Source organism: Ruegeria sp. HKCCA5426 (genome assembly GCF_013034585.1).
Classification (GTDB): domain Bacteria; phylum Pseudomonadota; class Alphaproteobacteria; order Rhodobacterales; family Rhodobacteraceae; genus Ruegeria.
The window spans coordinates 224425-239059 of the sequence record NZ_WQGH01000005.1 but is presented as its reverse complement, the minus strand read 5'-3'; the positions used below and the strand labels follow the sequence as shown (position 1 = coordinate 239059).

The following is a 14635-nucleotide window of genomic DNA, read 5'->3' as shown; positions in this document are numbered from 1 at the left end:
AATGGTGCAAACCCGGTGAACAGTGTCTGCCCGACGGCGGGTGCGAGAAACTGCCCGAAGGGTCCGATCCGTAGGTTGCCTTGCCTCGCGCAGCTTCTTATAAGCGGCTCGATTGTCAGACAGGAGCCCGCCCATGCGTTTCGCCCATCGTCACCTTCTTGGCATCGAGCATCTGTCGCAATCCGATATTACCGCCATTCTTGATCTGGCCGAAAAATACGTCGATCTGAATCGTCAGCCAGCCAAGCGTTCAGACGTGCTGTCGGGGCTGACCCAGATCAACATGTTCTTTGAAAATTCGACCCGCACACAGGCCAGCTTTGAAATCGCGGGAAAGCGATTGGGCGCGGATGTGATGAACATGGCGATGCAGGCCAGCTCGATCAAAAAGGGCGAAACGCTGATCGACACGGCGATGACCCTGAACGCGATGCACCCCGATCTTCTGGTGGTGCGGCACCCCCATTCCGGCGCGGTCGACCTGCTGGCACAAAAGGTTAATTGCGCCGTGCTGAACGCAGGCGACGGGCGCCACGAACACCCCACGCAAGCTTTACTGGACGCGCTGACAATTCGCCGCGCCAAGGGTCGGCTGCACCGGCTGAACATTGCAATCTGCGGGGACGTGGCCCATTCGCGCGTGGCCCGGTCGAACTTGATCTTGCTGGGCAAGATGGAAAACCGCATCCGGCTGATCGGACCGCCGACTCTGGTGCCCGGTCAATTCGCTGACTTCGGTGCTGAAATCTATGACGACATGAACGAGGGGCTGAACGACGTGGACGTCGTCATGATGCTGCGCCTTCAAAAGGAACGGATGGACGGCGGCTTCATCCCTTCGGAACGCGAATACTATCACCGCTACGGGCTGGACGCCGCGAAACTGGCGCAAGCCAAGCCAGACGCCATCGTCATGCATCCCGGCCCGATGAATCGCGGCGTGGAAATCGACGGCACTTTGGCCGACGACATCAACCGCTCGGTCATTCAGGAGCAGGTCGAGATGGGCGTCGCCGTCCGCATGGCCGCGATGGAGCTGCTTGCCCGCAACCAGCGTGAGGCCGCATGAGCGATCTGACCGTTGCCCCCCATGAACACGGCGTGATCCGCCTGTTCACGCTGGGCATGCGCCCGGAAGAGGCGAAGTTTCTACGCGAACCGGGCGCTGCGGATCAGGTTCTGGGGGTTGCGGGTCTGGACCCGAATCAAATCGACATTTTCCCGGTCGCCGACCTCGAAGACCTGGGGCTTTATGGATATCTCAACGAGGGGTGCGGGGTAACGGAAGATCAGTTGAACCGCACAGATCTTGAGGCGGTTGACGGCTGGGTCATGGCCGTTCGCAGCGCAGCTTTCGGTGGAAACGCCGCCGAATTGCACCCCAATCCAAGGCTGCACCTCATCGGCCTTTATACGGAAGAAACAACCAACTGGTCCGGCGGTGCCATTGCATCTGAAAGCGCCAAGCCGTTCTCGGCCTCGCAGGCAGCTTCGGCTGACGACACGCCACGCCGTGTCGGGTCCGCTGTCTTGGGACTTGTGATTCTGTTGTTGATCGGGGGTGTTCTTTGGCTGATCCTGTAACCTTCACCGCCGATAAAAGCGCCTATATCCGCACCAACACATGGCTGGCCGCCTTTGCCATGGCGGGTGCAATGGTCGTGCTTTGGCTGGTCGGAAATCCTTACATCTGGACCGGTGCGCCTGCGGGCCTTGCAGCGGTTGGCGTCCGTGCATGGTATCTGGCCTCGGAAGAACTGACCAACACGTGGAAGATGTCCGAGACTGCCCTGACGGGCCCCGGCCCACGCAACGTACCCCTGAACCAGATCGAGGCCGTCAACATCATGGGTAGCTTCGTTCAGATCGTCACAAAGGGCGGCGACAAGCACCTGATCAAATATCAGGCCGACCCCGCTGCCACCAAAGCCGCAATCGAAAGGGCCATGGCATGACCGACCAGCTTTTCACCAACGCCCGCCTGATCGACCCCGAGGCCGGGACAGACAGCCTCGGTTGGCTACAGATAGCCGGAGGCCGGATCGTCGCGCGCGGCGAAGGTGCGGCCCCATCCACCGACGCGCAGGTGATCGACTGCGGAGGGCATTGCCTTGCCCCCGGCATCGTCGATATCGGCGTCAAGGTGTGCGAGCCGGGCGAGCGGCACAAGGAAAGCTATAGATCCGCAGGTCTGGCCGCCGCTGCGGGGGGCGTGACCACAATCGTCACCCGGCCCGACACTCTGCCCGCCGTTGACACACCCGAAACGCTGGAATTCGCCACCCGCCGCGCACAGGCGGATGCTCCGGTGAACGTCATGCCTATGGCCGCCCTGACCAAAGGGCGCGAGGGGCGCGAGATGACCGAGATCGGGTTCCTGCAAGACGCGGGTGCCGTGGCCTTTACCGATTGCGACCACGTGATCGCCAATACCAAGGTGTTTTCCCGCGCGCTGACCTATGCGAAATCCTGCGGCGCGCTGGTGATTGCCCATCCACAGGAACCGGGCCTCAGCGCAGGGGCCGCCGTTACCAGCGGCAAGTTCGCCGCCCTGCGCGGCTTGCCCGCCGTTTCCCCCATGGCCGAGCGGATGGGGCTTGACCGCGACATCGCCCTACTTGAGATGACCGGCGCCGCCTATCACGCCGACCAGGTCACCACCGCCCGCGCCCTGCCCGCGCTGGAGCGCGCCAAGCGAAACGGGCTGGATATCACCGCAGGCACTTCGATCCACCACCTGACGCTGAATGAACTGGACGTGGCCGACTATCGCACCTTCTTCAAGGTCAAGCCGCCGCTGCGGTCCGAGGACGACCGGCAGGCCGTGATCGAGGCAGTGCGGACCGGGCTGATCGACACGATCAGTTCGATGCACACCCCGCAGGACGAGGAAAGCAAACGCCTGCCGTTTGAAGAAGCCGCATCCGGCGCTGTGGCGTTGGAAACGCTGCTGCCTGCCGCGCTGCGTCTGTATCATAGCGAACAACTTGACCTGCCGACCCTGTTCCGCGCCATGTCCCTGAATCCGGCCAAACGGCTGGGGCTGGAATCCGGCCGCCTGGCACCGGGCGCGCCTGCTGATCTGGTTCTGTTCGACCCGGATGTCCCATTTGTGCTGGACCGGTTCAGCTTGCGATCAAAGTCGCAGAACACACCGTTTGACGGCCAGCGGATGCAGGGTAAGGTCACCGCAACCTATGTCGCGGGACAAGAAGTTTACCGGAGACCCTGATGCCACCATTTGACAGTTCCATGACCCAATTACTGCTGTGGGCTGTGTTTGGATACCTGATCGGGTCCATCCCGTTCGGGATGATCATTGCCAAGGTCATGGGCTTGGGCAACTTGCGCAATATCGGGTCTGGCAATATCGGCGCAACGAATGTGCTGCGCACCGGCAACAAATCGGCAGCCGCCCTGACGCTGCTGTTAGACGCGGCCAAGGGCGCAGTTTCAGTCCTGATCGCACGAGCGATGGCCGGCGAAGATGCGGCTCAGGTCGCGGCGCTGGCGGCCTTTCTGGGGCACTGTTTTCCAATCTGGCTGGGATTCAAGGGCGGCAAAGGGGTTGCCACCTTTCTGGGGATTTGGCTGGCCCTGGACTGGCGCGTTGGCGTGGCGTGTTGCCTGACATGGTTGGTGGCGGCTGCGATCTGGAGGATTTCGTCGCTGGGCGCACTTGCGGCGGCGGCGCTTTCGACCATTTGGGTCATGATCCTGACGGACACCACTACATTCGTTCTCGGAGCGATCCTGACCTTGCTGGTCTATTGGCGGCATAGCGCAAATGTTGCGCGTATACGTGCCGGAACAGAACCCAAAATCGGGCAGTCTTGACCGCGACACAGCCCTTTCTACAGGCATTTTTTGCCCTACCCGCTGGAACATCAATGGGGCGGTTCAAAGGCAATCCCTATGTCCTGACCCGAACCGAGCTGGCCGGGGGCAAATCCCACAAACTTGTCGCCCATCAATTAGGTGGGCCGGACTATATCAGCCTGAACCTTTACCTCACGAAAAACAGCGGCGCCTTGCTGCGCCCATGTGAGATGTCGGTGCAAAAAGTCACTGAGTTTGTTTTTTGTTTTCAGCCGGATTATTAGGCATCGCCCTATTTTCATGCCTGAAATCCAATTATTACAGCGCCCTCACATTTCATTGTTTTGAACGTGATGCCAAGGCCGCCCATTTCGGGGTCGTGACGGCCAATTCCCGACCGCACTGAACAAAATCTCGAGAGTTTACCGGGCACAATTTGCGCGTCGTCCGGTGGCTCAATTCACGAAAGGTGAAAACCATGAACAAGATCAAATCCCTCATCGGCGGCGTTGCGCTGTCCGTCGCAGTCGCAAGCACAGCTCTGGCCGCTGGTGTTGAACTGAACGCAAGCTCGACTGGTCTGGCGTTGCAGGGCTATGACCCGGTTGCCTATTTCACCGTTGGCGAAGCGACCAAAGGCGACTACCGCATCACCGCGCTGCACAACGACGCGCTGTACCGTTTTGCATCGGAAGAAAACAAAGTCGCGTTTGAAGAAAACCCCGAAGCGTACCTGCCTGCATATGGCGGCTACTGTGCATTCGGCACCGCAATGGGCTTCAAGTTTGACGGCGACCCGAACTACTGGAAAATCGTTGACAACAAGCTGTACCTGAACCTGTCGTCTGACATTCAGGAACGCTGGGAAGGCGACATCCCGGGCTTTAACAAAGCCGCAGACGCCAACTGGAAAGACATCGCAAGCAAAACTCCGGCCGAACTGCAAGCGCAGTAAGCCAACCCTTGCGAAGAAAAGACCGGCGGCAGGAATGCCGCCGGTTTTCTTTTTTGACGACGGTTGCCGTTTACAATTCCAGCACCGTGCTGCCTGTGGTCTGGCGCGCTTCAAGCGCGCGATGGGCGTCCGCGACCTGTTCCAGCGGGAAACGCTGATCTATGTGTATCTTGACCTCATTGCCCGCCACCTTGCCGAACAAGCGCCGAGCCATAGCCTGACAAACAGCGTGATCGGCAATATGGGTGAACAAGGTCGGCCGGGTGATTTGAAGCGACCCCTTCTTGCCCAGAATTCCGATATCCATCAGCGGCACGGGACCCGATGCATTCCCGAACGAAATCATCATCCCTAGCGGCCTAAGGCAGTCCAGCGACCCGTTGAACGTATCGGCCCCGATCGAGTCCATCACCACATCCACGCCTTTGCCACCCGTAATCTCGGCGACGCGTTCCGCAAAGTTTTCGGTCCGGTAATTGATGCAATGGGTGGCACCGTTGAACTGCGCCAGACTGCATTTCTCATCCGTGCCTGCGGTTCCAATCAGCTTGATGCCTTCGGACTTGGCCCATTGGCAGGCAATCAGGCCCACACCCCCGGCTGCCGCATGGAACAGAACGGTGTCTCCGCGTTTCAGCGGCGTCGTGCGATGGAACAGATATTCAACTGTCATGCCCTTGAGCATCATTGCCGCCGCCGCGTCGAACGAGATTTCATCAGGCAGGGGACAGACCTGAGCCGCAGGCATGACACGCGCTTCGCAATAGGCGCCCGCTGGGGCCGCGGCATAGGCGGCACGTTGGCCGGGTTCCAGATGGGTCACACCGTCGCCAACGGCTTCGATTATCCCTGCGGCCTCCATACCCAGAGCGTGCGGCAACTCCATCTGGTACAGTCCGGTGCGCTGGTACACGTCGATGAAATTCAATCCACAGGCGTGATGGCGAATGCGTACTTCTCCGGGTCCCGGTTCACCAAGGGGGCGGTCTTCGATCTTGAGAACCTCAGGGCCGCCGTGTTCGTGAATAACGACGGTTCGTGCCGTTTGATGCATGCTGAACCTCCTGTTGTCTGCCGCCAAGCTAACACGCCTGCGACACATAACAATCGGCACAATACCGCGAGCAACCGCCAAAACGGAAAAAATTGTGTTATACTGATGCCTAAGCGTTGCCGGCTGGTCCGGCCAAAGGCAACTGTCGCCGGATCATCTCTGCTGCGTTCAAATGCAAACCGGAGGGGATGACGATGGCCAAGACTATTGGAAATCCGATCAGCTGGGCAGCCCGCAATATTGGTGCGACCGGTGATCATATCGCAGAAAGCGTGACCCGTATTGGCAGTTCGGACACGCAGCAATTACCGCGGGTTCAGACTCTGACCCTGAGCGACCTCTGGGCCTGTCTGCGCGCGGGTTCGGAAGATTTTGTGGAAACCCGAGCAGACGCGATTTTCGTCGTGCTGATCTATCCGATCGCAGGGCTTTTGATGTTCGGGTTCGGGCTGAACAGGAACATGGTTCCTTTGCTGGCCCCGCTGATCGCAGGGTTCGCCCTTGTCGGACCAGTGGCTGCCGTGGGCCTTTATGAAATCAGCCGCAAACGCGAACAGGGGGCCGAAGCCCATTGGCTGGACGCGTTCGGCGTTTTCCGCTCTCCCTCATTCGGGGCGATACTAGCGCTGGGTTTCTACCTGGTCATGTTGCTGCTGATTTGGCTGATGGTTGCGCAAAGCATTTATGTCCAAACCCTGGGACCCGATTTGCCAACGTCCCTTGGGGCATTCCTGACCGAAGTCTTCACGACACGCGCAGGCTGGACCATGATCCTAATTGGCAATGCAATCGGGTTCCTGTTTGCCCTAATCGCATTGGCCATCAGTGTGGTCAGCTTCCCATTGCTCTTGGATCGCAAGGTCGGTGTGCCGGTGGCCGTCGTAACATCGGTACGGGTGTTGCGACATAACCCGGGGGTTATTCTGACATGGGGACTTATCGTTGCCGCCTCATTGATTCTGGGCGCAATTCCGATGCTGCTGGGGCTGATTGTGATAATTCCGGTTCTGGGCCACGCCACATGGCATCTGTATCGCCGTGCCGTGGCCTGAACCGTTCGGCTGGCGCTTAGCCGACCTTCAGAACGATCTTGCCAATGTGGCCTGAGCTTTCCATTCGGGCGTGCGCCGCCGCTGCATCGGCCAGCTCGAATTCGCTGTCCATCACAGGTGCCACTTTCCCGGCGTCAAGCAGAGGCCAGACGGCCTCGCGCAGGTCCTGCGCGATCTTCGCCTTGGCCAGATCGGATTGCGGACGCAAGGTGCTGCCGGTCAGGGTCAGACGTTTCACCATCATCATGGCAAAGTTCAATTCGACCACCGGCCCCTGCAGAAAGGCGATCTGAACCAATCGCCCGTCCTCGGCCAAGGCTTTCACGTTGCGCGGGATGTAGTCGCCGCCCACCATATCGAGGATCAGGTTCGCGCCGCCTTCGGCGCGCATCGCTGCCACGAAATCCTCATCGCGATAATTGATCGCCTTTTCCGCGCCCAGCTTTTCGCAGGCCGCGCATTTTTCAGCCGACCCAGCGGTTGCAAAAACCCGCGCGCCAAACGCATTCGCCAACTGGATCGCCGTTGTACCGATTCCGCTGGAGCCGCCATGGATCAAAATCCGCTCGCCAGCTTTCAGACCGCCGCGCGTAAACACGTTTGACCAGACCGTAAAGAAGGTTTCGGGCAGGCACGCGGCCTCTTTCAGGCCCATGCCTGCGGGCACCGGCAAGCAATGCGCGGCGGGTGTGGCCACGTATTCAGCATAGCCACCCCCCGGCAAAAGCGCGCAGACATTGTCGCCCACGGACACCCCTTCGACACCGGCTCCGACGGCTACGATTTCACCAGAAGCCTCAAGCCCCGGCAGATCACTGGCACCCGGGGGCGGATCATAAGCCCCCGCCCGTTGCAGCGCGTCGGGGCGGTTCACACCCGCGTAAGCCACTTTCAGGACAACCTGACCGGCTTGTGCCTCGGGCACCGGGCGTTCAACCAATTGCAGAACATCTGGGCCGCCGGGCTTGGTAATTTCAACGGCGCGCATCGTTTGGGTCATGGGCAAATCTCCTTTGCCCAATGCCTAACAGCCAAATAACGAAAGGCCCAGACGCTTACTTGCGTGGGTTCAGCATTCCCGGCAGATCAGCTTTCATTTTCATCGGAGCCTTCACTTGACCCGCCAGCCAGTTCGGAACTGCAAGAAACGGCTTGAACAAAGGGTTCCCGTTCACCTGCGCCTTGATCTTTTCGAACTGCATGACATTGTCGATGCGGCGGTCCAAAAACTCCCACGATTTTTGATGGTTCGGCGAATCGTCCCCCAGCCAGAACAACACGGTCGAGGAATAGACCCCAGACAGCGTCGCGCGCTTGGTGTACCAGTTCACGTCGTCAGACGTATCGCCCAGCGTTTCCCAGATCAGATCGCAGGTCTGCCACATTGCTTTGGCCCCATCGGCCGCGTGCATCGGCAGCGAAAAAAGTGTCACGCCCCGGCGCACCAGTTCTTTGTCCTCAACTGCTTCAAGGCGGAACCGGACGGCGGCGGCGATACGGTCGCGGAACTTCAGATCGCTTAAATCCTCGGATTTCAAGCGCTCCACCATCGCAGCGTCCCCCCGCGCGTGAAACGCTAGCGCCAGGTCGACCGCACCACGGGGACAGGTGGCGCGCGCCAGCACGTCGTCCATATCGCAATCGACTATGGCCATTCGAAAGCTGGTTTCAGACCAGCCGTCAAAGGGCACATGGGCCAGCATCGCGTCCAAAAGCTGGGTTTTGGCGTCTTCATAAGTGGTGGTCATGGCGGTTCTCCGGGTTCTTGCACCAGTACTAGACAAGTTAGGGACGCTTTGCTATACGGCCACTTCCTGCAATTTCCTTGCAACTCTATCTAGAAAGGTGGTGACAACCACATGCAGGTTAGTGTTCGCGACAATAACGTCGATCAGGCGCTTCGTGCCCTGAAGAAAAAGCTGCAGCGCGAAGGCGTGTTCCGTGAAATGAAGCTTAAGCAACATTTCGAGAAACCGTCCGAGAAAAAAGCGCGCGAGAAAGCTGAAGCGATCCGCCGTGCCCGTAAACTGGCACGCAAGAAAGCCCAGCGCGAAGGTTTGCTCTAAGCACCTGACGCTCGTCCAGCTTTGGATGACACTATTTGACGACCCCCGAGGCCACGCCCGGGGGTTTGTCGTTTCAAGGCCAAAGAAAAACGCCCCCGAAACATCAGGGGCGTCAGAATCAATAGATTTTCGGAACGTGCAACTCATCCGGCAGGATGCGGCGTTCATATTCCGGGTTGTACTTACGATCCGGCAGATTGACCTTTTCCTGCGGTACGTCCGTATAGGGGATCTTGGTCAGCAGGTGTTCGATACAGTTCAGCCGCTCGCGTTTTTTGTCGTTGCCTTCGACGATATACCACGGTGCCTCGGGAATATTGGTGCGGAACAACATATCCTCCTTGGCCTTGGTGTAAGCTTCCCAGCGGATGCGGGATTCCAGATCCATCGGAGACAGCTTCCACTGCTTCATCGGGTCGTGGATGCGCATAAGGAATCGCAACTGCTGTTCCTCATCCGTGATCGAGAACCAGTATTTCAGCAAGATAATCCCCGAGCGCACCAGCATCCGTTCAAATTCGGGAACGTCCTGAAAGAACTGTCCGACCTGATCCTCGCTGGCAAAGCCCATGACCCGCTCGACGCCCGCGCGGTTGTACCATGACCGGTCGAACAGAACGATTTCACCGGCCGCAGGCAGATGCGGAACGTAGCGCTGAAAATACCACTGGCTTTGTTCCCGGCGGCTTGGCGCTGGCAAAGCCACAACCCGCGCGACCCGAGGGTTCAGTCGCTGGGTGATCCGCTTGATCACCCCCCCTTTTCCGGCGCTGTCGCGGCCTTCGAACAGAATGCAGACCTTGGCCCCGGTATGCTGCACCCAGTCCTGAACCTTGATCAACTCGGCTTGAAGGCGCAGCAGGTTGCGGAAATAGACCTTGCGGTCCAGCATCTCGGGGTGCTGATCCTTGTAAATCTTGCGGATCTCCATTGACAGCATTGGCTCGCTAAATTCGATCTCGAAATCTTCGTCCAGCGTGTCTTCCAACTCGGCTTCCAGCCAGTCTTTGGGGGCATCGTTGTTTTCGTAAGCCAAGGTCTGTTCCTTATCTCATATCGGGCTCGGACCGTACCGGGCGAGTGTAAACGCCTGATGTCATCAGAAAAATTGATGAAGGCCCTTTTCCTAAGCTTAACCGCACTGGGCCGCAAGGTCACTGCGACACGAGAAAACGCGTAAGACAGCACTGGCAACAAAGAATACACACGCCGTGTACACGCGGCAAAAATACCGCATAGCCAAATGGTTGGCACCGCTGCCCCGCACGTTATCTTGCCTTATTCAACCGCGTGAACGCATCTGTACCTGAAGCAAACCCGCGAGAGTCCCGTGACACATTTTGCATCTTTGCTACCCGCAATTTGGCCCTGGCTGATACTCATGACTGCGCAGATCGTCGCGGTCGCTGGCAAGAGGATGCTCTGCCTTGCTTTGCTCGCCATGTTCGGCGCGGCCGCTCTTACAACCGGGTTGATCACCCCAATCGCGCTTTGCATTGCGCTTGCGGGTCTTGGTGGCGCGGCCATTATACCTCGGTTATCCGGGTATTCTGCAGGATTTGGGCATACCGCAATGATCCTGTGGGCCGCTGCCTTGGGTGCGCATCTGGTCCCTGGTTTCCACAACCTGCTGATTCTTGATCAGGTCCAATCGGGACCAGTCAGCACGGCGTTCAGCATGTACCTGAACCTGGACAAACCCCTGGTTCTTTTCGCCGTTCTTCTAGCCTGGCCCAACGTGAACTCCCCAATCGCGCAGGTTCGGCGTTTCCCGTTGTTCGTTGGCCTAATACTCTTGCCTCTGCTGTTCGCAACTGGCCTTGCAACCGGGGCCGTACGGCCCGAGATCGGCCTGCCCGAGTGGTGGCTGTTGTTCGCACTCGCAAACCTGCTGCTAACCTGCCTGACGGAAGAGGCTTTCTTTCGCGGCTATCTGCAATCCATGATTTCTTCAAAACTTGGGGCAGCCTTGGGAATTGCCGCCGCGAGCGTTCTGTTCGGTCTGGTGCACTGGCCGGGTGGATTGGCGCTGGTCGCGTTCGCTTCGATCCTCGGGGCGGCTTGCGGGCTTGGCTATTATGCAACCGGTCGGCTTTGGGTGCCCACGCTGATGCACTTTGCGTTTAACGCGGTGCATCTGGCCTTTTTCACCTATCCCGGCCCTGTCTGAATTACACTGGCAAAGCCGTGGTCTTGAACACCGTCCGCAGCGCGAAAGAGCTTTGCATCTGCGCCACGCCCGGCAGTCGCGACAAGTACTGACGGTGAATGCGAGCGAAATCTTCAGTATTTTCAGCCACGACCTTCAGAATATAGTCCGCCGTTCCCGCCATCAGATGACACTCAAGAACATCCGGAATCCGTGCAACGGCCTTCTCGAATGCATCCAGAACCTCTTCGGCCTGACCCTGCAGCGTGATCTCGACAAATACGGTCGTCGGCACCTTCATCATGCGCGCATCGAGCAAGGCAACATAGTCCCGGATATACCCTTCTGACTCGAGTCGCTGCACGCGACGATGACAGGCCGAGGGCGACAGGTTGGCCTGCTCGGACAACTCGGCATTGGACATCCTGCCATTTCTTTGCAACGCGGCAAGAATCTTTCGATCTGTCGTATCAAGGCTCATGAGCGCAATCCTTTTGCAGGTAGACGCTATTTTATCGAAGAATCTTCGGAAGAAAAGCACAGCGGCAGGCAGAGTTTCACAGAAATTGCATCCGGCATTGCCTATATTTTAGGCAATTAATAAACGGAGAGGCCAAATGAAAATCGGTTGCCCCAAGGAAATCAAACCGCAAGAGTTCCGCGTCGGCATGACACCCAACGCCGCGCAAGAGGCCATTGCCAGAGGTCACGAGGTGATTATCGAAACCGGGGCCGGACAGGGCTCGGGCTTTGACAATGCCGACTACATCGCAGCCGGAGCGACGATCGTCGACACCGCGGCCGAGGTTTTCGCCACGGCAGACATGATCGTCAAAGTGAAAGAACCGCAGGCAGCCGAGCGCAAGATGCTGCGCGAAGGTCAGTTGTTGTTTACCTACCTCCACCTTGCACCCGATCCAGATCAGACGCATGACCTGCTTGCTTCGGGGTGTACGGCCATTGCTTATGAAACCGTAACCGACTCCAGCGGTGGCCTGCCCTTGCTTGCGCCGATGTCCGAAGTCGCGGGTCGCCTTGCGCCGCAAGTCGGCTCATGGACCCTCCAGAAGGCCAACGGTGGCCGCGGGGTGCTGATGGGCGGTGTCCCCGGTGTAGGCCCCGCGAAAATTGTGGTCATCGGTGGGGGTGTTGTGGGAACGCACGCCGCCCAGATCGCAGCCGGCATGGGTGCAGATGTCACTGTGCTGGACCGCTCTCTGCCGCGCTTGCGCTACCTCGACGACGTGTTCGGGAACAGGTTCAAGAACCAGTACTCGACGGCCGGTGCCACGGCTGAGCTGATTCAAACCGCGGACATGGTCATCGGTGCGGTGCTGATCCCCGGAGCCGCTGCGCCAAAACTGGTTACGCGCGAACAGCTATCCACGATGAAACCCGGCGCGGTTTTGGTTGATGTCGCCATTGACCAGGGTGGTTGTTTTGAGACCTCAAAAGCCACAACCCACGCCGAGCCGATCTACGAGGTCGATGGCATCATGCACTATTGCGTGGCCAATATGCCCGGCGCCGTCGCGCGGACTTCGACCATTGCATTGGGGAACGCGACGATGCCCTTCATGCTGGCGCTGGCCGATAAGGGCTGGAAACAGGCCTGTCAGGACGATCCGCACCTGCTGGCCGGGCTGAATGTTCACGCCGGACAACTGACCTATTATGCGGTCGGCAAGGCGCTGGGAATCGACGTTGTATCGCCCAATGTCGTGATCAAGTCCTGAACCCTCCCGCCCCTGAAAGCGCCCTCTGCCGAGGGCGTTTACAGCGTTGGGTCCGGCGCCGAGCGGGAGCACTTACGCCTGTTTGTGAATCTCCACCGAATGCGGATACGGAATCGAAACACCCTTGGCGTCGAACGCTTCCTTGATCGCTTTGGTCAACTCGAACTTCACGTCCCAGTAATCGGCATTTGCGCACCACAACCGTGCGGTCAAATCAACCGAGCTGTCGCCCAGATTGGTCACCCGTACCCAGGGTTCGGGATCGCTCAGAATGCGGCTGTCCGCCTGCGCGACACTTAGAATGATCTTCATCGCCTCATCCGCGCTGTCGCCATAGTCGATCCCAAACACCAAATCGACACGCCGGGTATCATGCGCCGAATAGTTCGAGATGATCGACCCCCAGGACTGACCATTGGGGACAATGATCTGTACGTTGTCGGGCGTCACAAGCTCGGTCGTGAATAGGTTCAGGTCTTTCACGGTGCCGGACGTCCCGCCAATGTCGATATACTGACCCAGCTTGTAGGGGCGGAACACCACCAGCATCACTCCGGCGGCAAGATCACTGAGCGTTCCCTGAAGCGCCAAACCGATCGCAAGCGAAGCAGCACCCAGAATGGCGACGATGCTGGTCGCCTCGATGCCGAAAATGCCCAGCACGGCGACCAGAACCATGGCCAGTATCGCCCATTTCACAAGGCTGGCGACAAAATTCCCAAGCGTCTGATCAATGTTCGGTGTTGCATTGATCCGGCGGCGGACCACGCCGCTGATCGCTCCGGCCACGATCCACCCAAGGATTAGAACAATCAATGCCTTCACAGCGTTCACGATAAGGGGGGCAAACGCACCCACCTGAGTCACGACCTCATCCACGCGCTTCTCCTTTCCGAGTTGTTCCTGACCCGCGACGGCTGCGCGGGATTGCCGAAGTTTGAGCGATAACGGGGCTTTGGTCTAGGTGTGAGATCCAGACCTTTTCCCCGTTGTTCCAGAATACACAGCCGCTGACCGGCTGCGCACACTCCCACCACTGGAAGGATCGTCCATCCGTGCTTACCTGTTGCAGACCGTCTGAAAGGAACCAACCATGCTGGACACCACCTCACACCCGATTACAGCCCGCTGGCCTGCCAGCAGCCCCGACAAGATCCAACTCTATTCCTATCCTACGCCCAATGGCGTCAAAGTCTCGATCATGCTGGAAGAAACCGGCCTGCCCTATGAGCCGCATCTGGTCACGCTGGCAGACAAGGATGTTAAAAGCCCCGAGTTTCTTTCGCTGAATCCTAACAACAAGATCCCCGCGATCATCGACCCCAATGGTCCGGACGGAGAACCGCTGGCGCTTTTCGAAAGCGGTGCGATTCTGCTGTATCTCGCCGAAAAAAGCGGCAAGCTGCTGGGGTCAACGCCGGCCGACAAACATCGTGTCACCCAATGGCTGATGTTTCAGATGGGCGGTCTGGGGCCTATGTTCGGACAGTTGGGCTATTTCCACAAATTCGCCGGAAAAGAGATCGAAGACCCACGCCCCCGCGAACGGTACATCGCCGAAGCGAAACGGTTGCTGAACGTCCTGAACACACAACTCAGCGGTCAAGACTGGATCGCCGGAGAGTATTCGGTCGCCGACATAGCCATCGTCCCATGGCTGCGCGGTTTGGACTATTATGGCGTCAAAGAAATCGTGGGATGGGACGATTTCGCGAACCTTCAACCCTATGTCGACCGGTTCCTTGCACGGCCCGCCGTTCAGCGCGGCCTGCGCATTCCAGCGACAGAGTAAAACCGGGTAGGG

17 protein-coding genes are annotated in these 14635 nt (G+C 58.6%); 11 read left to right on the top strand and 6 right to left on the bottom strand.

Annotation, left to right across the window (positions count from 1 at the left end):
• Positions 1-133: 133 nt before the first annotated feature.
• From GOV87_RS10600 to GOV87_RS10575, 6 genes are all read left to right on the top strand, one after another.
• A complete protein-coding gene (locus tag GOV87_RS10600) occupies positions 134-1069 on the top strand; it encodes an aspartate carbamoyltransferase catalytic subunit (protein WP_171124341.1) in 936 nt (311 codons plus the stop codon).
• Positions 1066-1584 (top strand): hypothetical protein, encoded by a 519-nt coding sequence (locus tag GOV87_RS10595; RefSeq protein WP_171211727.1) that lies wholly within the window; start codon positions 1066-1068, stop codon positions 1582-1584. The genes GOV87_RS10600 and GOV87_RS10595 overlap by 4 nt, the downstream gene beginning before the upstream one ends.
• Positions 1569-1955 (top strand): hypothetical protein, encoded by a 387-nt coding sequence (locus GOV87_RS10590; protein WP_171122700.1) that lies wholly within the window; start codon positions 1569-1571, stop codon positions 1953-1955. The genes GOV87_RS10595 and GOV87_RS10590 overlap by 16 nt, the downstream gene beginning before the upstream one ends.
• Positions 1952-3232: a dihydroorotase gene (gene pyrC, locus GOV87_RS10585; RefSeq protein ID WP_171211726.1), complete on the top strand. Its 1281-nt coding sequence runs from the start codon at positions 1952-1954 to the stop codon at positions 3230-3232. The genes GOV87_RS10590 and pyrC overlap by 4 nt, the downstream gene beginning before the upstream one ends.
• The gene (plsY, locus tag GOV87_RS10580; RefSeq protein ID WP_171124336.1) at positions 3232-3837 is read left to right on the top strand and encodes a glycerol-3-phosphate 1-O-acyltransferase PlsY; all 606 of its coding nucleotides are present in this window, start codon (positions 3232-3234) and stop codon (positions 3835-3837) included. Before pyrC ends, plsY begins: the two co-directional genes overlap by 1 nt.
• A gap of 460 nt (positions 3838-4297) precedes the next feature.
• A complete protein-coding gene (locus GOV87_RS10575) occupies positions 4298-4774 on the top strand; it encodes a YHS domain-containing (seleno)protein (protein ID WP_171122705.1) in 477 nt (158 codons plus the stop codon).
• A 70-nt stretch (positions 4775-4844) separates the two neighbouring features.
• Here the strand turns inward: GOV87_RS10575 and GOV87_RS10570 are convergent, their stop codons facing one another.
• Positions 4845-5828 carry a quinone oxidoreductase gene (locus GOV87_RS10570; protein WP_171122707.1) on the bottom strand — a complete coding sequence of 328 codons (984 nt, stop codon included), beginning with the start codon at positions 5826-5828 and terminating at the stop codon, positions 4845-4847.
• A gap of 194 nt (positions 5829-6022) precedes the next feature.
• Between GOV87_RS10570 and GOV87_RS10565 the strand changes: the two genes are divergently transcribed.
• The gene (locus tag GOV87_RS10565; protein WP_171124331.1) at positions 6023-6880 is read left to right on the top strand and encodes a DUF2189 domain-containing protein; all 858 of its coding nucleotides are present in this window, start codon (positions 6023-6025) and stop codon (positions 6878-6880) included.
• Between the two features lie 16 nt (positions 6881-6896).
• On the opposite strand, the gene GOV87_RS10560 is transcribed toward GOV87_RS10565, so the two are convergent.
• Entirely contained in the window at positions 6897-7880 is a 984-nt protein-coding gene (locus GOV87_RS10560; RefSeq protein WP_171124329.1) for an NAD(P)H-quinone oxidoreductase, read from the bottom strand.
• A 55-nt stretch (positions 7881-7935) separates the two neighbouring features.
• A complete protein-coding gene (locus GOV87_RS10555; RefSeq protein ID WP_171211725.1) occupies positions 7936-8628 on the bottom strand; it encodes a COQ9 family protein in 693 nt (230 codons plus the stop codon).
• A gap of 111 nt (positions 8629-8739) precedes the next feature.
• Between GOV87_RS10555 and rpsU the strand changes: the two genes are divergently transcribed.
• On the top strand, positions 8740-8946 hold the full coding sequence (gene rpsU / locus GOV87_RS10550; RefSeq protein ID WP_005614280.1) for a 30S ribosomal protein S21: 207 nt from the start codon (positions 8740-8742) through the stop codon (positions 8944-8946).
• A 118-nt stretch (positions 8947-9064) separates the two neighbouring features.
• Here the strand turns inward: rpsU and ppk2 are convergent, their stop codons facing one another.
• The gene (gene ppk2 / locus GOV87_RS10545; RefSeq protein ID WP_171122715.1) at positions 9065-9982 is read right to left on the bottom strand and encodes a polyphosphate kinase 2; all 918 of its coding nucleotides are present in this window, start codon (positions 9980-9982) and stop codon (positions 9065-9067) included.
• 345 nt (positions 9983-10327) lie between these two features.
• On the opposite strand from ppk2, the gene GOV87_RS10540 reads away from it, so the two are divergent.
• Complete coding sequence (locus tag GOV87_RS10540; RefSeq protein WP_171211724.1) at positions 10328-11116, top strand: CPBP family intramembrane glutamic endopeptidase; 789 nt, start codon at positions 10328-10330, stop codon at positions 11114-11116.
• A gap of 1 nt (position 11117) precedes the next feature.
• Here GOV87_RS10540 and GOV87_RS10535 read toward each other — a convergent pair whose 3' ends face one another.
• Positions 11118-11576 (bottom strand): Lrp/AsnC family transcriptional regulator, encoded by a 459-nt coding sequence (locus GOV87_RS10535; protein ID WP_171122720.1) that lies wholly within the window; start codon positions 11574-11576, stop codon positions 11118-11120.
• A 136-nt stretch (positions 11577-11712) separates the two neighbouring features.
• On the opposite strand from GOV87_RS10535, the gene ald reads away from it, so the two are divergent.
• Positions 11713-12831 carry an alanine dehydrogenase gene (ald, locus tag GOV87_RS10530; protein WP_171211723.1) on the top strand — a complete coding sequence of 373 codons (1119 nt, stop codon included), beginning with the start codon at positions 11713-11715 and terminating at the stop codon, positions 12829-12831.
• Between the two features lie 72 nt (positions 12832-12903).
• Here ald and GOV87_RS10525 read toward each other — a convergent pair whose 3' ends face one another.
• Complete coding sequence (locus GOV87_RS10525; RefSeq protein WP_171211722.1) at positions 12904-13710, bottom strand: mechanosensitive ion channel domain-containing protein; 807 nt, start codon at positions 13708-13710, stop codon at positions 12904-12906.
• A 214-nt stretch (positions 13711-13924) separates the two neighbouring features.
• Here GOV87_RS10525 and GOV87_RS10520 point away from each other — a divergent pair, with 214 nt between their 5' ends.
• On the top strand, positions 13925-14623 hold the full coding sequence (locus GOV87_RS10520) for a glutathione S-transferase family protein (RefSeq protein WP_171211721.1): 699 nt from the start codon (positions 13925-13927) through the stop codon (positions 14621-14623).
• The last annotated feature ends 12 nt before the right edge of the window (positions 14624-14635 follow it).